At 67.4% G+C, this 21789-nt stretch carries 13 protein-coding genes, 2 tRNA genes and 1 pseudogene; 13 read left to right on the top strand and 3 right to left on the bottom strand.

All coding sequences use genetic code 11. The features are described 5' to 3' along the window. Positions 1–517: 517 nt before the first annotated feature. Positions 518–853, bottom strand: coding sequence for a WhiB family transcriptional regulator (locus ASC60_RS02915; RefSeq protein ID WP_030829787.1), 336 nt, complete (start codon positions 851–853; stop codon positions 518–520). A 396-nt stretch (positions 854–1249) separates the two neighbouring features. Here ASC60_RS02915 and ASC60_RS02910 point away from each other — a divergent pair, with 396 nt between their 5' ends. After that, positions 1250–3490 (top strand): transglycosylase domain-containing protein, encoded by a 2241-nt coding sequence (locus ASC60_RS02910; protein ID WP_055546308.1) that lies wholly within the window; start codon positions 1250–1252, stop codon positions 3488–3490. A 95-nt stretch (positions 3491–3585) separates the two neighbouring features. Here the strand turns inward: ASC60_RS02910 and ASC60_RS02905 are convergent, their stop codons facing one another. Continuing rightward, the gene (locus tag ASC60_RS02905; RefSeq protein ID WP_055546306.1) at positions 3586–4056 is read right to left on the bottom strand and encodes a GatB/YqeY domain-containing protein; all 471 of its coding nucleotides are present in this window, start codon (positions 4054–4056) and stop codon (positions 3586–3588) included. A 77-nt stretch (positions 4057–4133) separates the two neighbouring features. Here ASC60_RS02905 and ASC60_RS02900 point away from each other — a divergent pair, with 77 nt between their 5' ends. The 7 genes from ASC60_RS02900 to ASC60_RS02870 all read left to right on the top strand — a co-directional run bounded on the left by ASC60_RS02900 (position 4134) and on the right by ASC60_RS02870 (position 14987). Continuing rightward, a complete protein-coding gene (locus tag ASC60_RS02900; RefSeq protein ID WP_199830847.1) occupies positions 4134–5063 on the top strand; it encodes a metallophosphoesterase in 930 nt (309 codons plus the stop codon). Positions 5064–5148: 85 nt separating this feature from the next. Then, a tRNA-Pro gene (locus ASC60_RS02895) sits at positions 5149–5222 on the top strand. 339 nt (positions 5223–5561) lie between these two features. Beyond that, the gene (locus ASC60_RS02890; RefSeq protein ID WP_055546302.1) at positions 5562–7187 is read left to right on the top strand and encodes a TIGR02677 family protein; all 1626 of its coding nucleotides are present in this window, start codon (positions 5562–5564) and stop codon (positions 7185–7187) included. Beyond that, positions 7184–8509, top strand: a complete 1326-nt coding sequence (locus tag ASC60_RS02885; RefSeq protein ID WP_055546300.1) for a TIGR02678 family protein — start codon at positions 7184–7186, stop codon at positions 8507–8509. Before ASC60_RS02890 ends, ASC60_RS02885 begins: the two co-directional genes overlap by 4 nt. Then, on the top strand, positions 8506–12738 hold the full coding sequence (locus ASC60_RS02880) for a TIGR02680 family protein (protein ID WP_055546298.1): 4233 nt from the start codon (positions 8506–8508) through the stop codon (positions 12736–12738). Before ASC60_RS02885 ends, ASC60_RS02880 begins: the two co-directional genes overlap by 4 nt. Continuing rightward, entirely contained in the window at positions 12735–13997 is a 1263-nt protein-coding gene (locus tag ASC60_RS02875; protein WP_055546296.1) for a TIGR02679 family protein, read from the top strand. Before ASC60_RS02880 ends, ASC60_RS02875 begins: the two co-directional genes overlap by 4 nt. A gap of 168 nt (positions 13998–14165) precedes the next feature. Next, positions 14166–14987 (top strand): hypothetical protein, encoded by an 822-nt coding sequence (locus ASC60_RS02870; protein ID WP_159043193.1) that lies wholly within the window; start codon positions 14166–14168, stop codon positions 14985–14987. A 3-nt stretch (positions 14988–14990) separates the two neighbouring features. Here ASC60_RS02870 and ASC60_RS02865 read toward each other — a convergent pair. Further along, positions 14991–15066, bottom strand: a tRNA-Trp gene (locus ASC60_RS02865). Between the two features lie 269 nt (positions 15067–15335). Here ASC60_RS02865 and ASC60_RS02860 point away from each other — a divergent pair. From ASC60_RS02860 to ASC60_RS42570, 5 genes and pseudogenes are all read left to right on the top strand, one after another. Continuing rightward, positions 15336–16874 carry a UvrD-helicase domain-containing protein gene (locus tag ASC60_RS02860; protein ID WP_055546292.1) on the top strand — a complete coding sequence of 513 codons (1539 nt, stop codon included), beginning with the start codon at positions 15336–15338 and terminating at the stop codon, positions 16872–16874. A gap of 413 nt (positions 16875–17287) precedes the next feature. Further along, entirely contained in the window at positions 17288–19450 is a 2163-nt protein-coding gene (locus tag ASC60_RS02855) for a PrsW family glutamic-type intramembrane protease (RefSeq protein ID WP_159043192.1), read from the top strand. 8 nt (positions 19451–19458) lie between these two features. Next, positions 19459–19959 carry a hypothetical protein gene (locus tag ASC60_RS02850; protein ID WP_055546288.1) on the top strand — a complete coding sequence of 167 codons (501 nt, stop codon included), beginning with the start codon at positions 19459–19461 and terminating at the stop codon, positions 19957–19959. Positions 19960–20880: 921 nt separating this feature from the next. Next, positions 20881–21027 (top strand): annotated as a pseudogene (locus ASC60_RS42575) (helix-turn-helix domain-containing protein); the annotation flags it as partial. 79 nt (positions 21028–21106) lie between these two features. Beyond that, a complete protein-coding gene (locus tag ASC60_RS42570; RefSeq protein WP_234356806.1) occupies positions 21107–21766 on the top strand; it encodes a hypothetical protein in 660 nt (219 codons plus the stop codon). The last annotated feature ends 23 nt before the right edge of the window (positions 21767–21789 follow it).

Below are 21789 nucleotides of genomic sequence, written 5' to 3'. Positions count from 1 at the left end.
ACACGAAACGAAGGCCGTCAGGGCAGGCTCACGCCTACCCACGTGCCCATGGCGGGCATACCCATGGTGCCGTGCCCCCATGGCACGGGTGCGGCATGGCGCGCCTGCCCAAAACCATGGCGTACCCATGCGCGGGTACGTCCGGCTGCGCGGACACGTCCGGCACGGCGCGCACGGCCGGGAACGGTCACAGCGCCCGCCGCGGATCCCCAATCGTCCGCACCGTCGCGCTCTGCCCATCCGTCCCTGCACGTCGCCGCCGTAAAGGCACGTCGCCGCCCAAGAAGGCACGCCGTCCATAAATCGTGGCGGGCTGCCCCAAGGTCCGCGGGCCCCCACCCGTGAACCACCTAGCCCGGCCACGACCGGCCGCGACCACTGTCGCGGCCGTACTCGTGTCGTACACCCTTCCTCGTCCCGTCGTAGATGAGAGAACAAGCCCGTGACGAGGGGTGGGTGAGATGAAGTTGTGATGCGATGCGACGCCGTCGTCACGTGCCGGCCTGGCGGCCGACCGCTATCCGACGGCAGCGAAGCGCTCGTACTCTTCGTCGTCGAAGGGCAGAATGCCCGCGCTGCGCTCGTACTCGGTGCGTGCGGTCTCCAACAGCCTTCGCCAGGAGGTCACCGTCGGGCGGCGGCGTAGCAGTGCCCGCCGCTCACGCTCGGTCATCCCTCCCCACACACCGAACTCGACACGGTTGTCCAAGGCATCCGCAAGGCATTCGGTGCGCACCGGGCATCCGGTGCAGACCGCTTTGGCCCTGTTCTGTGCCGCGCCCTGGACGAACAGTTCATCTGGATCAGTAGTGCGGCAGGCGGCCTGCGCACTCCAGTCGGTTACCCAGCCCATGCTGGCGCCGTCCTCTCCCGAATCGGAGCTCCCCCACGGCGACAAACGGCATACTCACCGTCGCCAGTTGAGGACGTTACGGAAGGCGAGCAGGGCGCAACACCCCCTGCAGGCCCAATCTTGGATGGCCCGAACGGACTATGGGTACGCGGCAGATCACCCAACGGAGTGAGCTGACGACATTTGCGATTACTGGTGCAAACCAGGGCAGTTCAGTCGACGAACATCGGTCAGCTCAGGACACGGGACCACAATCCGGGCACGTCTCCTCGCTCACTCGAGTGAGGAGGGGGATGTCGTGCGATGTGGCGCGGCAGCACATACGTGGCTGGCGTGAAACAGCGTATGCGAACACGCCGTCACCTGTCCGGCGATTCGCCACGTAGGCTGCCCCTTATGGGTTACACGCGCTCGGGCGGAGGGCTGTCCACCGCTCAACAGGCCGCCAAGTTCCTCGGCGTCAGCGCGCTGGCCGGCGCCGTGATGGCCGGGCTCGCGCTTCCCGCCGTCGGGGCGTTCGGCCTCACCGCCAAGGAAACGGTCCAGGAATTCGACGATATTCCGGCCAATCTCAAGACGCCTCCGCTCAGCCAGCGGACCACGATCCTGGACGCGAAGGGCGGCGAGATCGCGAAGGTCTACTCGCGCGACCGCACCATCGTGAAGCTGGGTGACGTCTCCCCGTACATGCGCAAGGCGATCGTCGCGATCGAGGACGCGCGCTTCTACCAGCACGGAGCGGTCGACCTCAAGGGCGTGCTGCGCGCCGCCAACCGGAACGCGCAGAGCGGCGGCGTCTCGCAGGGTGCCTCCACCCTCACCCAGCAGTACGTGAAGAACGTCTTCGTCGAGGAGGCGGGCGACAGCAAGGAGAAGTTCGCCGAGGCCACCCAGCAGTCCATAGGCCGCAAGATCAAGGAACTGAAGTACGCGATCCAGGTCGAGAAGGAACTGGGCAAGCGCCGGATCCTCGAGAACTACCTCAACATCACGTACTTCGGGCAGCAGGCCTACGGCATCGAGGCCGCCTCCCAGCGCTACTTCAGCAGGCCCGCCAAGGACCTGAAGCTGGAGCAGGCCGCGCTGCTGGCCGGTCTCGTCCAGTCGCCGAGCCGCTACGACCCGGTCACCAGCCCGGAGACCGCGAAGGCCCGCCGCGACACCGTGCTGCAGCGCATGGCCGAGGTGAAGGACATCACCCCCGCCCAGGCCGCCGCCGCCAAGAAGAAGCCGCTCGGCCTCGATGTCAGCATGCCGCGCAGCGGCTGCATCACGGCCGTCAAGGGCGCGGGCTTCTACTGCGACTACGTGCGCCAGATCTTCCTGAACGACCCGGTCTTCGGCAAGACCGCTGAGGCGCGCGCCAAGCGCTGGAACCAGGGCGGCCTGACGATCCGCACGACACTGGACCCGCAGGCGCAGGAAGCGGTCCAGAAGTCGATCAAGTCGCATGTGTACCAGTCGGACAAGGCCGCCACCGCGGTCTCGCTCGTCGAGCCGGGCACCGGCAAGGTCCTGGGCATGGGCCAGTCCAAGCCGTACGGCTTCGGCAAGGACCAGACCCAGATCAACCTCTCCGCGGACCACTCCATGGGCGGCTCGAACTACGGCTTCCAGGTGGGGTCCACGTTCAAGCCGATCACCGCCGCGGCCGCCCTCGAGCGGGGCACGCAGCCGTACAAGCGCTACTCCTCGCCGTACAAGATGAAGTACCCGAGCCCGGTCAGCACCTGCAACGGCACCTGGAGCAACAGCGAGGGCTCGACCGTCTCGAACGAGAACGAGTCGGAGGTCGGCCCGTACGGGATGAAGGAGGCGACCGCGAAGTCGGTCAACACCTACTTCGTCCAGCTGATCAGCGACATCGGCGTCTGCCCGGTGACCGAGCTGGCCGACAAGATGGGCGTGGAGCGGGCCGACGGCAAGGAGCACCACCAGGTGCCCTCCGTCACCCTCGGCACCGAGGGCTTCTCGCCGCTGACCATGGCCAACGCGTACGCGACCTTCGCCAACCGCGGCGTCTACTGCTCCCCGGTCTTCATCGACTCGATCACCGGCCCCGGCGGCAAGGAGCTGAAGGTGCCGCAGTCGAAGTGCTCGCGCGCGATGTCCGAGAAGACCGCGGACACGATCAACACCCTGCTGCGCGGTGTGGTCGAGGACGGCACCGGCAAGCAGGCGGGTCTGCGGAGCCGGGCGAGCGCCGGTAAGACGGGTACGACGGATGAGCGCCGGGCCGCCTGGTTCGTCGGCTACACCCCGAACCTCGCGGGCGCGGTGTGGGTCGGCGGCGGCCCCGGCGCCAGCGACCTCAAGATGGAGAACATCACCATCGGCGGTGTCCCCCACGACAAGGTCTACGGCGCGGACACCCCCGGCCCCATCTGGAAGGACGCGATGAGCGGCGCGCTGGACGGCAAGCCCGCGCCGAACTTCGTCACCGTGCCGATCAAGGACCCCAGCGCACACAAGCCCGCGCCCAAGAGGCCCGCACCCAAGAAGCCGGGCGGCGACAAGCCCGGGAACGGCGGCGGCCGGAACAACGACCCCTGGCCGGACATCTCCCTCCCGCCGGGCGTGATCGGCGGCAACGGGAACGGCGGCCATGGGAACGGCGGCTTCAAGTGGCCGCGGTAGCGGCACCCACTGCCGATTGATCGCGAAAGGGGCCCGGACGACGCCGTCCGGGCCCCTTTCTCACACCTGTGGGCCCCTGCCCCCGATGCGGTCCCTCACCCGCCCGCGAGCCGCCGCTTCACCGCGGCGGCGACCCGGCCCCCCTCGGCCCGGCCCGCGATCTTCGGGTTCACGATCTTCATCACCGCACCCATCGCCCGCGGCCCCTCGACGCCGCCCGCGGCGGCCTCCCGCACCGCCTCCGCGACCAGCGCCTCCAGCTCGTCGTCCGTCAGCGGCTGCGGCAGATACCCGGCCAGCACCTCGCCCTCGGCCCGCTCCCGCTCGGCCTGCGCCGCCCGGCCGCCCTTGTCGAACGCCTCGGCCGCCTCGCGGCGCTTCTTCGCCTCGCGCGCGATGATCGTCTCCACCTCGGCGTCGGACAGCTCCCGGGCGCTCTCCCCCGAGACCTCTTCCTTCGAGATCGCGGTGATGGTGAGCCGGAGCGTGGAGGAGCGCAGCTCATCGCGCGCCTTGATCGCTGCGGTGAGATCGTCCTGCAGCCTGGACTTGAGCGTGGTGGTCATGGTGTCGAGTCTGCCAGCACTGGCCGGGAATCACCCGAAGATTTCTCCCCCCGCGGCGTTCTGCGACCATGGAGAACATGCGCGCGCGATACGGAGTACCCCTGGGAATCACGGCGGTCGGCGCAGCCGGTCTCGCCTACGCCGTCGGCTTCGAAGTGCGGTCCTTCAGGCTCCGCCGGGTCACCGTGCCCGTGCTGCCGCGCGGCATGCGGCCGCTGCGCGTCCTGCAGGTCTCCGACATCCACATGGTGAGCGGGCAGCGCAAGAAGCAGCGCTGGCTCCAGTCGCTCGCCGGTCTGCGGCCCGACTTCGTCGTGAACACCGGCGACAACCTCTCCGACCCCGAAGGCGTCCCCGAGGTCCTGGACGCGCTCGGCCCGCTGATGGAGTTCCCCGGCGCGTACGTCTTCGGCTCCAACGACTACTACGGACCGAAGCTGCGCAACCCCGCCCGCTACCTGATGGAAAAGGCCAACGGCCGCCACGGCCTCAACGGCAACCCCCCGGCCGTCGGCGTCGTCCACAACCCGTGGACGGAGCTGCGCGACGCCTTCGACGGGGCGGGCTGGGTCGGCCTGTCGAACACCCGCGGCCGGCTCAAGCTGGACGACATGGAGATCGCCCTCACCGGCCTCGACGACCCGCACATCAAGCGCGACCGCTACGCCGAGGTCGCCGGCGGTCCCGAGACCGGTGCGGACCTCTCCCTCGCGGTGGTCCACGCCCCGTACCTCCGCGTCCTCGACGCCTTCACCGCCGAGCAGTACCCCCTGATCCTCGCGGGCCACACCCACGGCGGCCAGCTGTGCATCCCCTTCTACGGCGCCCTGGTCACCAACTGCGACCTGGACACCCGCCGCGTCAAGGGCCTCTCCACCCACGAGGCCGGGGGTCACACCTCCTACCTCCACGTCTCCGCAGGCTGCGGCACCAACCGCTACACCCCCATCCGCTTCGCCTGCCCCCCGGAAGCCACCCTCCTCACCCTCACCCCCCAGGCCCCCTGACCCTCTCCCCCGCCCCGACCTGCGAGACCACGGGAACCGGATTTCGTGTCTGGCCACCGGTCCGCTAAAGTAGAGCTCGTTGCTTCGGGGTGTAGCGCAGCTTGGCAGCGCGCTTCGTTCGGGACGAAGAGGTCGTGGGTTCAAATCCCGCCACCCCGACTGAAGGAACACAGGTCAGGGGCCTGATCCGCGAAAGCGGATCGGGCCCCTGACTCGTTTCCGGGGCCTCTTGGGAGCCGTTTGGGAGCCGACCCCGAAATCCGGCTCCCAAGGAGCCGCCGCCGAAGCAGCGGTCCGGGGCTCCGACGGGATACCTACCGAGACGCTCCACGTGATCAAGTGTCTGGCTCGTGTACAGGCAGTACGAGGGTGCAGCCCTGACGCCGCCCCGCGTGCTGGACCAGCCTGAGCCGACGCGCACTGGGATGCCCGCACCGGTATGGGTCCGCAGTGCAAGACAGAGGTTTGCTGTCAGTCCCGGTGCGTAGCCTCGTAGTCATGGAGGAATCCGCACAGGTCCCCCCGGCAGAGCCCGACCGCGGTGAAGCGTGGCAACGGCTGACCGCCTATTCGTATCTCAGCGCGCCGGAGCGGCTGGAGCATGTCGCCATCATGCGGGTGTTCTGCGCGACATTGCTGGCGGATATGGCGGTGCCGGATGTGTTGGCGAAACTCACTGATTCCGGTGGGCCCGCATCGGGACTCGACGCCGAGACGCTTGCCGTTCGGCTCGAACAACTGGTGCGGTGGGGAAACCTGCTGCGCAGCAGCCATACGGTGAAGGCATCGAGCATCACCGAATACCAGCGCGCCCGGTCTCGCTACCAGTTGTCGAAGCTGGGCGAACGGATCCAGCGAGACGCGGACGAGGTGCTGGCGGGGGCGGACGCCGCCCGCGAGGTCAGCAGCGAGTTGCTGGCGCTGGTCGAGCGTGGGCTCCGGGAGTTGGCCCGACTCGCCCAGGAGCCGGGTGGGGTGGAGGCACAGGACGCACTGGAGCGGGTAAGCACCATCTTCGTCCAGTTCACCGAGTTCGCGGATTCCGTCAGGGATTTCTACGCCTACCTGGGCCAAGTGCTCGCCCGCTACGACCTGGACAGCGCCGAGTATCACGGCTTCAAGGAACTGCTCCTCGACTACGTCGAGGCCATCACCGAGGATGTGTCCTTTCGCGCGCCCCGCATCGCCGCGGTTCTCAGCAGCCTATGGCCTCAGCTTCCTGATCTCCTCGATCGGCTCGACGCACACTCACGTGGCCTTGCCGGAGCCAAGGCCGGGCTGGAGGGAGAAGCGGGGATTCGAGTGCAGCGCAGCCGGGGCCGCGAGATGACCGATTGGGAGGCGTTGCGAGGCTGGTTCTCCGACGCCGACGGACAAGGCAGTCAGGTCGATCAGCTGCGTGATGCCACACTGCGCGCGCTGCAGTCGCTGCTCGCCAATGCCAAGCGGATGCTCCGTTCGGCTTCCGGTGAGATGTCGCGCCGCAAGGACCTGTTGCGCCTCGCCCGGTGGTTCGACGAAGCAGCCCCTGCCGAGGCCCATGACATCGCGGTCGCCGCGTTCGGTCTGTACAGCGCCCGGCATCTGGGCGTACCGCCGGCCACGGACGAGGCGGTGCCCGCGTACACGAGCTGGTGGACCGGACCCGTGGTGGAGGTTCCGGTAGCGCTCCGTGAGCGGGGCAACCGAGCCCAGCGGGGCCGGGCATCGGCTGTGGAGGATCATTCTCAGCAAAAGCGACGGCTCCAGCAGGCCGCGCGCGACCGAGCCGCGGCCAGACAGGCTGCCGCCGAGGAGCTGCGCAGTGCTTCCGGGCGCTTCGCTCAGGTCCGGCTCACCTCTGCCGCCCTTGCCCTGCTACTCGAACTGTTGGCGACGGCATTGGGCAACGCTCAGTTGCGGCGGAATCAGGACCCTGGAACGGGCCAAGTCCGCACCTTCGCCCTGGACGCGGCGCAGAGCGAGGACGCTGAACTTGGCATTCGTCTCACTGTGCGACGCATAGCCGGTGCGGACACGGTGCTGACCTCGGTCGACGGCGATCTTCTGCTGGACGATCTGGAGCTGAGCGTCGAGAGCTCCACTGCCGTGGAAGGCCAAGAGGCCGGGGTGAGGGTGTCGTGACCCTTCCTTCAGCCCACGATGTCGCCCTTGCAGCCGAACGCCGAAGTGCCGCCAGACTGCTGCTCGTCCACCCGTTGGTGACCGCGGCCGGGCCACACTCCGATCTGTTTCCACTGATCCGCAGGCATGCCGACTGGCTGGCGAAGCGATTCCAGCAGGTCCTCGGCTACCAGCTCCTCGTCGACACCTCCTACGCCCGGCTGTTCAAAGCTGGGCTGGGAGTCGGCGCGGGACACCGGTTGGAGCGTTCCACCGGCACGCCCTTCACCCCACGCACCTACGCCTGCCTGGCCTTGGCCCTGTCGGTCCTGGTGACAGCTCCGGAGCAGCTGCTGCTGTCGCGGCTGGTCGCCGACATCAAAGCCGCGGCAGCCGACGCCGGCGTTGAGCTGGAGGGCACGGGCCGGGCGGCGGAGAAGCGGACTCTGGCTGCGGCGCTGCGCCAGTTGGTCGACTGGGGCGTTCTCGTAGAAACCGAAGGCAGTGTCAACGCGGTCACTCAGGAGGACGGCGGCGAAGCGCTGATCACTATCGATCGAGAGATCGCTCGCGCTGTCGTCGCCGGTCCTCTGGCGCAAAGCCGAGACGGCGCTGACCTGGTACGGAGAGCAGCGGACCCCGGCTTCGGCGGTCCTCGTACGTACGTCCGCCGAATGCTGGTGGAGACGCCGGTCGTGTACCTCGACGATCTGACGGACGCCGAGCGTGACTGGCTGCGTACCCGGCAGCGCAGGGAAGCCCAGGCGTTCTCCGAACTTCTGGGTCTGGAGGCCGAGATCCGGGCAGAGGGGGTGGTGCTGGTCGACGCCGAGGAGGAAGTGACCGATGTGCACCTCCCCGGCACCGGAACCGTCGCGCAGGCCGCGCTGCTCTTGCTGGAACAGTTGGTGGAGCGCCTGCGGCCCGACAGTCCGGGGCATCCGGCGACGGGGGGCCGATTGGTGATCGGTGTCGCCGTTCCCGACGGGATGGTGGACGAGCTGCTGGCTGAACTCGTCGAGGAATACGGACGGCGGAGCAACTGGCAGCGCGGATACCTAGAGGACCAGACCGCCCTGCGCGACGCCGTACTGGACTTGCTCTCGCGCATGCGGCTCGTGGCCCGCGTCAGCCGACTCCGCTCTCAGGGACAGGGCTTGCCCGAGGGATACGACGAGAAGGTCCCAGAAGATCGTTCTGTCACCGACGTCACAGGGGCGCGCGAGGACGAAACCGGCCTGGTGCTTCTCGCCGCTGCCGCCCGATACGCCACTCAGGTCACCGTTCGCAAAGCTGCCCGGGGACACCCCGAGACCGACGTACAGCAGGAGCTGCCGCTATGAGCTCTGACACGAGCGCAACCATCCCCCTGCAGCGTTCCGTACCTTCCTCGTCTCACCGTTTCCGGTTGCACCGGGCGGGAATTCGCAACGTCTGGCAGTACGACGAGCAAGAGTTCTCGTTCGGTGACGGGCGGCTGCTTCTGCGCGGCAAGAACGGCGCGGGCAAGTCCAAGGCGCTGGAGATGCTGCTTCCGTATCTGCTGGATGGCGATTCCCGGGCCCTGGACGCCACCGGTACCGGTCGGACCACGCTCGTCTGGCTGATGCTGGACGGCTTCGAGCAGACGAATCGCCTGGGTTACCTCTGGGTCGAGTTCCGTATGACAACGGTCGACGGAGGCGACCGGTACCTCACTCTCGGTGCGGCGATCCGGGCATCGAAGTCGACCAAGAAGGCGATCCCGGCCTTCTTCGTCACGCCGCTCCGTATCGGGGAGGATCTCCACCTCGTCGAGGGAGGGAAACCCCTGCCGGTCGAGAAGCTCAAGGAGAAAATCGGCCCGGACAATGTGACGGAGAGGGCCGTCCAGCACCGGTCCCGCGTGGCCCGTGAGCTCTTCGGTATCACCGACACCACTCGTTATCGCAATCTGACTCAGCTCCTCCACCGGCTGCGCCGTCCCACCGTCGGCGACCGCATCGAGTCCGGTGGGCTCGTATCTCTGCTCAGCGAGACCCTGCCGGGGCTGGAGGAAGAGGTCGTGGAGAAGGTAGCGCGCAACCTCCATGATCTGGATGCCGTACGCGATGAGCTCGGTCGGCTGGAACGAACCGACACGGCGCTTCGCACCTTCCTCACCAGTTACCGCGGCTACCTGGCCGGTGTCCTCCGCCGGGTGTCCGACGGAGTCAGCAAGGAGCTGGATGCGCTTGCTCAGCAGCGTCGGAAAGCGGGCGACGCCGCCAAGGCGACGAACGATCTGAGGATCCGGGAAGCAGAGGCCGATACCCGACTACGGGATCTACGAAGGGAGCGGGAAAGGGCGCAGACGGAGCTCGAAGCTCTTCAGGCGAGTGACAAGTACCGCAGCCTGGCCGAGCTGTCCGAACGGCGCAACACCGTGGCTGCGTTGGGGACTGCCGCTGAGACGTCCTATGCCTCCGTGCTCAGCGCACATCGTGCTGTGGAGTACGCGGCGGACCGGTTGGCCGAAGGGACCCAGCGGCTCGGGAACCGGATCGGCGAGCTCGCAGCAGAGCACCGGGAGCTGTTGACCACAGCGGAGAAGGCAGGGTTGCCGCCGGGGCACCTCGGCGAAGTGGTCCCCCTGCACCACACGCATCTGGGCGGGCCGACCGAGGTGGAGGTCCTCAGCCCTGCCGAAGAACCACAGATCGTCACGCATCGCAGCGTGACCGTTCCTGATGTGACCTCCACTCGGGCCGCGTTGGACGCCTGGCATAGGCAGTTGGAAGGTTCGCAGTCGGTGGTGAAGCACCGGCTGCGAATGGTGCAGGAAGTGGACGGCCTCGCCGCCAAAGCGCGCGCATCCCAGGCAGCCGCGGCCGCTGCGGATACCGAACGGGAGCGGCTTGAGGGCGAAGCCGAGGAAGCCGCCGACCAGCTCGCGAATCACCGTGCGAATGCTGTCGAAGAGAGTGGTACGTACGCCCAGGAGGTGGCCGAGTGGGCATCGCGGATGTCCCTCGCCATCGGACCGGAGTGCCCTTCGCTGACGCCTCTCCGGGGCACGGTCGAGCTTGAGACGTCATCGGACGCGCCATTCGCCGAACAAGTTCTGCACGCGGGGATCGACGTGGAGGCGCAGCAGGCCGCTCACGCCGTGCTGGATCCTTACGGCGAGGTTCTGGCCGAGCGGCGGGACGCTCTTGCGCTGAGGGTGAGCCTCCTCTCCGAGGAGCGCGATCGGCTTGTCGGGCTGCAAGAGGAATGGGAACGACGCACGGACCCGGAGCCTCCCGTCCCGTACCACCGTGGAACGGAACGAGCACCCGGCACAGGGGAGCCGTTCTTCCGCCTGGTGGACTTCGCCGATGGACTGGCCTCAGCCGAGCGAGCGGGCTTGGAAGCGGCCTTGGAAGCGAGCGGCATCCTGGACGCCTGGGTCACCGCGGACGGCGTCGTTCTCGATCCGCTGACGCGCGACACCCTGTTCGTGCCCGGGCAGTCAGCGGGGAACGGTGCAACGCTGGGCAACGCACTGCGTGCCGTCTCATACCCCGAGAGTGTCGTCACAATCGAACAGGTGGAGCGCATCCTGCACACCATCGCGCTCTCGTCGTCCGAGGAGACCACGGCGGCCAGTGCCGTGCACTACGACGGCAGTTGGCGCCTCGGCGCTCTCCGCGGCCGGCACATGAAGGACGAGGCGGAATACGTCGGTGCTGCCGTTCGTGCCGAGACCCGGCGCCGGAAGCTGGCAGAGCTGGAGCAGGCGTTGGCCGAGGTGGAGCAGCGGCTCACCATCGAGCACCACGGTCTGGCAGAGATCGACGCGTGGCGACGTGCCCTGGCTTCGGGGATGCGGGTGTTCCCACAAGCACGGCGTCTGGCCCACGCGTGGTCCCAGATCAAGGACGCCGAGACCGCCGTACAGGTCCTTGCCGGGAAGGTGGTCAGCGCCACACGTGAGGCCGAAGAGATCCGCAGCACGGCTGTAGCCGACCGTGCCGAAGCCGAGGCCACCGCGACAGCCAATGATCTCCCGACCGACCCTGATGCCCTGTCACGAGTGCGGACGGCGCTGGCCGGCTTGCAAAGCGGCATCAAGCACGTGCAGAGGGCAATCCAGAGCACGGTCCGAGACCTGAGCAGCAGCGTGGCGGAGCACGAGGGCTATGGCCGGGCTTGTGATGACCGCCTGGAAGCCGAGCAGGACTACCAACTTCGTCTCGATGAGCTGCGGCCCGCTCGTCAGGCCCTCCGTATGCTCGAAGAGGCCGTCGGGAGCGCTGAGGACGAGATCCTGGCGCGCGAGGCGGAGACGAAGGGGCGCATCGCGTCTGCGGTTCGCTCCGTACCAGAGGCGCAGCGGGCGCTGGGAGAGCTCCACGATCAGAGGGTCCGCGCCGAGGAGAAGGAAGAAAGCCGCCGCGTGGAGCTGCGCACGCAGGAGACCGCGGTGATCACGGCCGGGAACGCGCTGCGCAAGGCACTGTCCCGGCCAGAAGTGCTGCGCGGCGCGGGCTTGGACCGTTCGGAGTCGCCGGAGCGGCACGGGGACGAGCCCCTGGCTGATATCCGGAGTCGCATACGAGCGCTGCGTGACCTCGCTGAAGCCGTGAAGGGTGGTCTTGACCAGCCGAAGCACGATGTGTCGGACAGCGCGTTGCTCAACCGGCACACCGAACTTCGTGACCAACTCGCGGGCGGCTATGACGCCCAACTCGAAGAGCTGGATGGGATCAAGGTCTGCCGACTGCTCGACGACCACGGCCCCCAGGACGTCGCCCAGATCGGCGAACGCATCGCCGAGCAGGCCGCCGAGGCCCGGGGCCGACTCACCGAGCGTGAACGCGAAGTCTTTCAGCGCTTCCTCGCCGGCGAACTCGGTGACCATCTGTCGGCGCAGGTCATCACCGCCGCCAATCTGGTCGCTGCTCTCAACAGCACGCTGAAGACGGTTCGCACGTCACACGGTCTCGGCGTTGAGCTGCAGTGGAAGCTGGACGAAGACGTCGACGCCGATGTACGAGCCGCCGTCGAGCTCCTCCGCAGCCCCTCCGGGCTGCGGACGCGCGAGCAGACCGAGCAACTCCGTGAGGTGCTGCAACGCCGCATCGAAGACGCGCGCAGGGCCGACCCCTCAGCCGGCTATGCCGCCCACCTGCGCACCGCCCTGGACTACCGCGACTGGTTCCGCTTCCACACGTTCGTCGTCGAGGACGCCGCCCCGAACCGCAAGCGCAGGCTCACCGGCCGGACCGGGCTCAGCCAGGGCGAGCAGCGCGTGCTCTCCTACCTCGTACTGTTCGCCGCGGCCGCCGCGCACTTCACCACCCTCGGCGAAGCGGCGCCGAACGCACCACGCCTGATCCTCCTCGACGATGCCTTCGCCAAGGTCGACGAGCCCACCCATGGACGTCTGGGGCGGATCCTCGTCGATCTCGATCTCGACTTTGTCCTCACCAGCGAACGGCTCATGGGCAACTGGCCCGAGGTCCCTTCCCTGCACATCTACGAGTGCCTGCGCGATCCGCACGTACGCGGCGTAGCCACACTGCACTACACCTGGAACGGCCGCCATCGGCGCCTGGTGTCCGTATGAGCACGCTGCCGACCGAAACGCGGGACTGGCTCACCCGGCCCGGCCTGGACCGTCTGTGGGAAGCGACCCGCAAACGTCTGGAGAGCAACGGCCTGCACGCCACTGGCACGCTGAGAATCAGCAAGATCGACACTCAGGAGAGAACTGCCCTGTCCCAGCTCTTGGGCAAGGCCATCACCAGCGACACGGTGACGATACGACTCGACGCGTTGGATTCACGCCTGCGTGCGTCAGCCGCGGGACTCGGACTGGTCGAGACCCTCCAGGCGATCGGGCCGCCGCTCACCGACCGGCAGGCCGTCCGGGCGGGTGCCGTCGCTCGGCGCGAGATGGTGTGGTCCGCAGTCACCGACTCGCTGGAAGCCTCTCCCTTGAAGACGGAGGCGTGGGCTCGCCAGTGGTACGACGGCCTCCGGCGCGTGGGCGTACCCAGAGGAATCACACCGGAAGCCGCGGTCCGAACCCTCCAGCAAGCCGTGCGGGTACTGGCGCTGCTTCTGGGGCCTGGCAGGTCTGGCATACGCGGCCGGGGGGAGCTTGCCGCCGAAGTGACCGGGTCGGCCCATGGTCTGGACGACGGGACCTGGCTTGCCCGGCTCGTCCAACGGGGCATCGCTCTCGCTCATGACTCCGAACTCCCCGATAACGCGGCTGGACGGCGCGCGCTCTGGCGACTGGCGGCCGTCACTCCGGACGAAGTCTCCAGCACCGTGCTCGCCTACGGTCTACGGCCACTCGGTGATGGCTGGCGAGAACGGGCGCTGCGCGAGAGAGCGCTGCATCACGCGGAGACCCATCTCACCTTGCGTGACGTGCACGTCCTGCACCTGACGTTGCCGTCCGCCACCATGGTCCGCATCTGTGAAAACCCACGCGTCGTGGAAGCCGCCGCTGACGCGGCCTGCTCTCAGCCACTCGTCTGCACATCCGGCAGTGCCGCGACGGCGGTTCTCACCCTCCTGGATGCTCTGGCTGCTGGTGGTTGTCACTTCGCCTATCACGGTGACTTCGACTGGCCTGGGATCGCATTGGCCAACCGGATCATCCGCCGCTATGACGCACGCCCGTGGCGGCTGAGCACCGAGGACTACGAGCAGCTCGCCACCAGAACCCAGGCCCAGGGCGTCCCACAGCTTCCACTCGTCGGCGAGCCCGTCACCGCGAACTGGGATCCGGGGCTGGCACCGGCCATGACCGGACTGGGCATCGCCCTTCACGAGGAAGCAACCCTCGACCTTCTGGTGGCGGACCTGAGCTGAGAAAACAGGCCCCGATCACCGCCTTATCCCACACCGCGTTGGCAGCAGACGGCAGCTGGCTACATCCTCAACCCCGACCAGGCACAGCAGTACGGGCGCCCTCACTCTTGGCGAGCCTCAGAAGGCCAGTTGGCCTCCCTGGCCCAGAAGTTCGCTGAACATGCCGCCGTGGCTCTGGAGCTGTGGGAACCCGATCCAAAGGCGCCGGTTCGCTCGGCGAAGAATCTGCGCTGGGTGCGCGACCTGCTGCAGCACCTGCCGGTGGTGACCCCGGACGTGAAGGAGAAGGCACGGCTGATCTGCCGGGAAGCGAGACGAGAGCTGGCCGGGCGCCGGGACTACGGCAGATATGGGATGGACTCGGACGTGCAGCAGGCGCGTGAACTCCTCGACACCATCGAGCGGATGACCGCCGAGCCGCTCCCGGACCCTGGCCCGGCGCGCACCGCGTCCCTCGGCAAGCCGGACCAGGTCACGGTGCGCGATCTCGCGGGCGCTCCGGACGCTGTCCTCGATGACTACGTGCGGCGGCACCAAGGCAACGACGCCCTCGTGGAAAAGGCCCTGCTGTCCTTCACTTCCCGTGTCTACCGCCGCGACGTGTCCTTCGCCGACGTGCTGAACCGCCACTCAGACCCGCAGGGCGCACTGCGGGACCTCACCCAGAGCCTCCGCCGACGTCTGGGCGGTGGCCCGAACCTCCGAGAGGCGTGGGTGAGCGCCGTGCTGAGCCTGCCCACCACAGACGCCGATCTGACCCGCGCTCTGCCCGCCTGGACCGCCCTCAAAGCCAGAGGCCCCCGCGGCAAGGAAGCACACCCAGCGGTCATCTCGGTCGTACGCGCCGCCCTTGGCGACAACGCCGAAGCATGGCAACGGTTCGCTACAAACCCGGCCAGCAATGCGGGGCCCACGGCATGGCTCCGCCTCGGCGACCTCCTCGACGCCGCCGCGAACGGAACGCCCTGGCCCACGCCTCCGCACAAGTAGCGATGGCAGGGGTGACAGGAGTCGAACCTGCGACATCCGGTTTTGGAGACCGGCGCTCTGGCCTCTGAGCTACACCCCTTCGACGCCGCCCAGCCTGGCACGGCCGAGCACGTGATTCCACGAGTTTTCACGGTGAGCACGGCGGCTGCCGCCACCGACAGCAGGGGTCGCATAGCCAAGGATCACAGCGCTGGGCGAGGCACAGGACGGTATGGACGAGCGGCGGCAGCGTGACGCTGCCGGAGAAACGGAGATGCAGCAGCCTTCGTGATCGCTAGACGCACGCCCTCTCCCTGTGTCACCTTTCGATTGCGCTGTGAAGCCGCATCCACCCTTGTGAGGAGCACGATGCCCGCACCTACCGCCGAGCAGAGTACGGCCGTCGATACCTTCAAGCGCGGAGACCACGTGGTCCTGCAGGCCGGGGCCGGGACCGGTAAGACGACGACGCTGGCGATGCTCGCGGCCAGCACGACGAAGCCCGGCCGGTACATAGCGTTCAACAAGTCGATCGCGAACGACGCTGCCCGCAAGTTCCCCGGCAATGTCCGGTGCAAGACCGCGCACTCGCTTGCCTTCGCAGCCGTGGGCCACAAGTACGGATCCCGGATGAACGCACCCCGGGTGCCTGGCTGGAAAACCGGCGCCTCCCTGGGCATCGCCCTCAACATGAGGGTCCGGATCGGCGAACGTAACGTCACCAACAAGGCACTCTCCTACACCGTGCTGCGGACCGTCACCCGCTTCTGCCAGTCCGCGGATCGCACCATCAAGCGCCACCACGTTCCCCGGCTGCGAGGCGTCGAGGCCGAGGACCTGCACGCCCAGCTCGTGGACATCGTCTTGCCGTACGCGGCCAAGGCATGGGACGACCTTCAGAACCCGCAGGAAGGCGTTGTCCGCTTCGATCACGACCACTACCTGAAGATCTGGGCGTTGACCGAGCCGAGGATCGAAGCGGATTTCCTCCTCCTGGACGAGGCACAGGACACCAACCCGGTCGTCGAGCAGGTCTTCAACGCCCAGCGGGACCACAGCCAGCTGGTGATGGTCGGCGACTCCGCCCAGGCCATCTACGGCTGGCGCGGGGCGAGAGACGTGATGAGCGACTTCGACGGCACCCAGCTGGCCCTGTCCCAGTCATTCCGCTTCGGTACCGCGCTGGCCGAGGAAGCCAACCGCTGGCTGGGCATCGTCGACTCTCCGATCCGCCTGACCGGCACTCCGGCCATCAACACCCGGCTCGAACGGCTGGAGGATCCGGACGCGATCTTGTGCCGGTCCAATGTGGGCGCCATGCTCGAAGTCATGCGCCAGCTGGAAGCCGGCCGCCGCGTCGCGCTGGTCGGCGGCGGCGACGCACTGCGAGCCCTGGCCCGGGCCGCCCGCGACCTGAAGGCCGGCAAACGCAGCACCCACCCCGAACTCATCCTCTTCGAGAACTGGGGCGAACTCCAGGAGTACGCCGAGTACGACCCGTCCGGACGTGACCTGCTGCCTCTCGTCGACTTGGTCGACGAGCACGGGGTGGACGTCATCCTGCAAGCGGTGGACCGGCTCGCAACCGAGCAAGGGGCGGAGATAGTCGTCTCCACCGCCCACAAGTCCAAAGGACGCGAATGGGCCTCCGTACGCATCGGCGAGGACTTCGAGGAACCAGCCGACCAGGAAGAGACCGACGAGAACGGCGATCCGTTGCCCGGCGACATCGACGACGCCGAGGCACGCCTCGCCTACGTCGCCGTCACCCGCGCCCGGCACAACCTCGACCTGGGCGGCCTGTCGTGGATCAACCAGCACCCGGACGGCAACCCCGGCGGCAAACGCCCGCCCCAGGACCCCGAACCGCCCGCCGGGTGGGCCGCGCTGGGACCCGCACCGCACTGAACACCTGGCGAGATGCGGCCCGAACGGCGATGTCAGTGTCCTCTGCCACCGTGGAGACTGGCACGAAGGATCTGCTCGGAGAGGGGTACCAGGTGCCGATGACGGCGATGCACCCAGCACGCGGTCGGATCGATGCCACAGCCGAGGGCCTCGGCTATGACTGGTCTTGGTCGGCCATCCACCGCGTACGGCCCCGGGTCCCTCTGACCTGCCCGGAATGCGGCCATGGGCTGCGGGTCAAAGTCTCCCGCCGCGGTCCGTCGCGGCCCCGAATGGCGTCCGCATTGTCGTCCTCGAACAGCCAGGTTCTTGAACGCCGCGGGACCGACCCGCGCGGCACGAGAGGCCCTTGTATGCCGCCCAACAGGCCCTTAAGCGCGCGCACTTGAGCCGACGGCTGTGGGGGGCTGAGCGTGGCGGTGTTGATGGTGGCCGCGACGGTGTATGGCGTCGTGCAGCTGCTGGTGTTGTCATCGCCGACGCGTTCGGTGCGGGTCTCCACCGTACTGCTGGCGATCGCAGTGGGCGTCTACGGCTGCGGCATCGTGACCGTGCTGCTGGAGTACGCGTACACACGCACCGTCTCCGACCAACCCCATGGCGGGGCACTGCTCAACACCGTGAAGACGGCCAGCTACACCGTAGACCCGGTCATCGAAGAGCTGGTCAAAATCACGCCTCTGCTGCTGGCGGCGTGGAACGTCAAGATCCGCCGTCAGTGGGGCCTGACCGACTACGTGGTCACCGGCGCGGCGCTGGGCGCGGGCTTCGGGCTGCTGGAGGCGGTAGCCAGGTTCGGGCTGGACGCGGCCCGGGCCATCAGCCTCCCGACCGGTGGCTGGGTGATCCCCAACAGCCTCCAAGCGCCTTGGATCCCCGGCCCCGAGCAGGTCTTCGCCGCCTGGTTCCCTGCCCCCTTCACCACCCTGGACTTCGGCGAGGCCCACCCGGCCGCTGACGTCAGCCCCCATCTCGTCTACACCGCAGCCGCGGCCCTGGGGGTTGGCATTCTCATTCGTGGTCGCCGCTGGCTGCGGGCCCTGGGGCTAGTGCCCATCGCGGCTGCCTGCGCCCACCACATGCTCGCCAACTACGCGGCCGCACACCTGGGCGACCGGGACACCCAATCACTGGTCGATGACCTCAACGGCATCCTGTGGACTATCCCGCTGGCCGTACTGGCCATCGCGATGGCCGCCGACATGTGGCAGATCCGCCATGCCAAGCGGACGGTCCCAGGCGTACTGCTGCGCGAGGAGCGAGCAGGACGCACCGGCCTTACGGCATTGACCGGATACGGGCTGTGGCGAGTCCCTTGGTCGACGCTGATCGCACTGCGCTTCGCTCGCATGCGTAGAGCCCTCTTCTACGCGGCAGCCAGCACCCCGTACACCGACATCGCCCCTCTGCACCGCACTGTCGCTTGGACCGCCGCGCAGATCGACACCACCGACCACCAACACGCCTGGCAAGGCATCGGATTGCGAACCGTCCGCCAGGCCGCCCGCACATTACGGGACCGGCGAAGATGGTGGTTCATCCTCATCTCCCTGGTCCTGATGCTCCCGGCCTTGGTCTTCCTCGGCGCGGGATCCTTCCCCGCTGCCGCCGAACTCCAGGAACGCTTCACCACCAGCGACGGGCCCGCTGTCCTGATGGCCTTCGGTATCGCCGCACTGCTGTGGACGGCCTGGAACCTCACCAGGCTCCTGCGTACCTGGCAGGCAACCAGCGCGCTCCCCCTCGCCGACGCCCACGCCATCGTCCGCTTCCGTATCTGGACCGCGCTCGGCAGTCTCATCGCAGGCACCGTGCTCCTGCTCCGCATGCAACAAGAAGGGCTCGGAGTCGGCGACAAGCTCTTCCGAAACGTCCACCTGTTGGAAGCGCTCAACAACTTCCTCGCCTACCTCGGCTTCGCGCTCATCCTCCTCGCCCTCCTCGCCCTCTTCCCACCGGGCAGTGGACTCGCCTTCGCAGGCGCCGGCATCGCAGCAGGCACGATCACCGTCGAAGCCGCAATCCACGCCACCGCCCTGGGAACGCTCGGCGTCGTCCTCATGACCGCCGCGGGTAGTGGCGCACCGACCGACGGGCCGCCCGAGAGACAGGCGGATGCCGGGAGTCAGAGTGGCTCGCGCCCCAAGCCGGAAGAGCCGAACCCCGTCACCGAGGAGCAACAGCAATCCTTCAATCAGAGCCAGCAGCATCTGAACGGACTCAGCAAGCGGAAACAGGCAGACGAGGTCGGCAGAGGATTCGAAAAAGACGGTCAGAAATACAAGCCTGAAGCCCCACTACTCAAGACCGGCAAGCACGGCGTTGACTGGTCCGAAGGAACGGCCCGCGCGATAAGAGACGGACGACCCCAGGGGCAGTTCGGCAGCGCAGCGGACGTCAAGTACGCAGCGGAACGCGGAGCCGAACTAGGGCCGAATAAAACAGGGTTCTTCAGGCTACCCGAAGGGCACAACTGCATAGAGTATCTTCCAGATGGCACGACGCGCACACCGAACAGCATTTTCGTCAAGGTGTACCCGAACGGCAAGGTCCACGCCTACCCGCTGACTCGATAGGAACAAGCATGAACTTCCGGCTGCAAGCAGGGAACCCTGAGACCCTGAAGGTTGGGCCAGCCGACGACATGGCGGACGCGACAGGACAGATGTACCCCATGGAGACCGAAGATGCCATCCTTTTCTGGAACCGGGTCCCCGTGCGACTCGAATACCGTTACGACATTCCAGTCTTGCTTGATGACCTCATCCCGTTGCTTGAAGAAGTCCAGAATCCAGGATTCTCTCAAACACAGGTCCACTGGGGATCCGACACATTCTCCACCGAGTGGAACATCGTTCGCGACGGGGATTCCCTCAGAATCGATTCGCACTGGGACAGCGCCCATGGAAGCTACGAGTTTCTTCTCAACGACCGAAGCCAGTTGACCGTAGGAATCGCTGCCTTCGTAGCCGAGTGGCTGAAATTGCTACGCCGGATCACATCCGACCTCATCATCTGCCATGTACGCCTGGAAGATGATGACATCGCGGTCCGGGCGAAAGCTTTGTTGTCGAAGTCGAGCTGACCTCCAAGAGGCTGGACGTACAGGCCCTCCGGATACAAGGCCGAGGGCCCGGCAGGGATAAGTACGTGCCCACCTCTCTCGGCGACCGGCTGTGCGCGCGTGGGCGGCGGCCATTCCCAACGGGCGTGGTCGGCGGACCTGATGTGCGAGTGATACACCGATTACGGGTTGTGCTGACATGACCACAGACGGTACGACAGTCGCCATGCACCCTTGGTCTCCGTTAAACGACCGCCAGCTCGCCCTGCTCACCCGTATCGGGGACGGGTCCGATCCTGTCACCTCAGACAGTCCCGAACTCGCCGCTACTGCCCGCGCACTCAAAGAGCGGGGGCTGATCACCAGGCCGAAGCAGGGTGGGAGGTGGCAGGCGGAGATCACCGACGCCGGACGCTTCTACCTGGAGCACGGCCATCATCCGGACCGGCCGGAACCAGCTTCGCGCAAGCAGCGTTCGGTGTACGCAGACAGACAAAGGCGACTTCTCACCACGGTCGCCCTGTAGTCGGATATTCTGCGCCGCCCGGATCAGGTGCACGCGATCCGGTCACGCTTGGTCCAGCCGCGCAGGCTCTCCGGGCTCACCCCAGATCCCGCGCGGCCTCCCTGATCGTCTTGCTGGAGGAGCGGGTCAACACGATCGCGCCCCGCTTTAACTCCTCCGAAACCGCTTCGAGTACTGACTTCCCAGGTGGCACTACTTCCTCTGGAGCCTCGCCCCAGTCTCCAGGTGTCCACGATCAAGGGGAAGCTTCACCTCCACTGATCACTCAGTCCCGGACAGATCGTCCGTGCCTCCGTACACCACTGCCCTCACGCTGAGCTCGTGCAGCGCAGGGATCGTCCGAAGCTCGGCCCCGTCCATGCCGTTGCCGCGCCGCTATCGTGAGAAGCGCCCCTACACCACGGGAGGCAGCACATATGCGTGGTCTCGGAGATCACCTGAGCATTGGTGAGCGGATCGCTTTCCACCGCAGACGCCGCGGGTACACGCAGCAGGTACTGGCCGGGCTCGTCGGCCGTAGCACGGACTGGCTGGCGAAGGCGGAGTCCGGTCGGCGTAAGCCGCCGCGTATCGACATGCTCGCGGAGTTGGCACGTGTGCTCCGCGTGCCGCTCGGGGAGTTTGGTCGGCCAACCCGTGCTCATGGAGGACGAAAAACAGCAGGACGAGGTCCCGGCCGTGCGGGACGCGTTGATGAGTCCGCGTCGTCTCTCCCGTTTGCTGTTCGGACCGGAGGCCGAGGCGCAGCTCCCGAGCCCCGGCCCGACCGCTGAGGTCGTAGAACAGACCTGGGACGACTATCAGTCTGGTCGGCTCGGCAAGGTGATCGCCGGGCTCCCCGGCCTTCTTCAGACGGCCCAGGAGCTTGAGGACCGCGCGGCGCGTTCTGCCGCTGAACGCCGGGGCTGCTGGGCCGTTTCCGCCCGGGTACACCACCTCGCCGCCACGACGCTTGCCAAGATCGGGGAGTCCGATATCTCGTGGCTCGCCGCCGAACGAGCCATGCGGGCCGCCGACGAATCCGATGACCCACTGGTCTTGGCGTCCGCCGCACGGTCCGGCACACATGCCTTGCTGGCCAATGGCCGGTACGACGACGCCATGGAACTGGGCGACACCGCCTCGGCGTGGTTGTCGGCCCGGGTCGATGACACCGATCCGGCTGCCCTGAGCCTGCTGGGCATGATCTACCTACGGGCTGCCATCGCAGCGGCCCGGCACCAGGACCGGCCCACGGCGACGAGTCTCTTGAACCGAGCAGAGGTGCTCGCCAACCGGCTCGGCTCCGACGAGAACCACTGACAGACGAGCTTCGGACCGACGAA

This window comes from Streptomyces sp. NBRC 110028, from assembly GCF_001417735.1.
Classification (GTDB): Bacteria; Actinomycetota; Actinomycetes; order Streptomycetales; family Streptomycetaceae; genus Streptomyces.
The sequence above is the reverse complement of the archived record's forward strand: the minus strand, read 5'-3'. Positions and strand labels throughout refer to the sequence as shown.

Bases quoted from the DNA above. Each gene is read 5' to 3' on its own strand.
- ASC60_RS02915 (WP_030829787.1), bottom strand. From the start codon at position 853: ATGGGCTGGGTAACCGACTGGAGTGCGCAGGCCGCCTGCCGCACTACT.
- ASC60_RS02910 (WP_055546308.1), top strand. From the start codon at position 1,250: ATGGGTTACACGCGCTCGGGCGGAGGGCTGTCCACCGCTCAACAGGCC.
- ASC60_RS02905 (WP_055546306.1), bottom strand. From the start codon at position 4,056: ATGACCACCACGCTCAAGTCCAGGCTGCAGGACGATCTCACCGCAGCG.
- ASC60_RS02900 (WP_199830847.1), top strand. From the start codon at position 4,134: ATGCGCGCGCGATACGGAGTACCCCTGGGAATCACGGCGGTCGGCGCA.
- ASC60_RS02890 (WP_055546302.1), top strand. From the start codon at position 5,562: ATGGAGGAATCCGCACAGGTCCCCCCGGCAGAGCCCGACCGCGGTGAA.
- ASC60_RS02880 (WP_055546298.1), top strand. From the start codon at position 8,506: ATGAGCTCTGACACGAGCGCAACCATCCCCCTGCAGCGTTCCGTACCT.
- ASC60_RS02875 (WP_055546296.1), top strand. From the start codon at position 12,735: ATGAGCACGCTGCCGACCGAAACGCGGGACTGGCTCACCCGGCCCGGC.
- ASC60_RS02860 (WP_055546292.1), top strand. From the start codon at position 15,336: ATGCCCGCACCTACCGCCGAGCAGAGTACGGCCGTCGATACCTTCAAG.
- ASC60_RS02850 (WP_055546288.1), top strand. From the start codon at position 19,459: ATGAACTTCCGGCTGCAAGCAGGGAACCCTGAGACCCTGAAGGTTGGG.
- ASC60_RS42570 (WP_234356806.1), top strand. From the start codon at position 21,107: ATGGAGGACGAAAAACAGCAGGACGAGGTCCCGGCCGTGCGGGACGCG.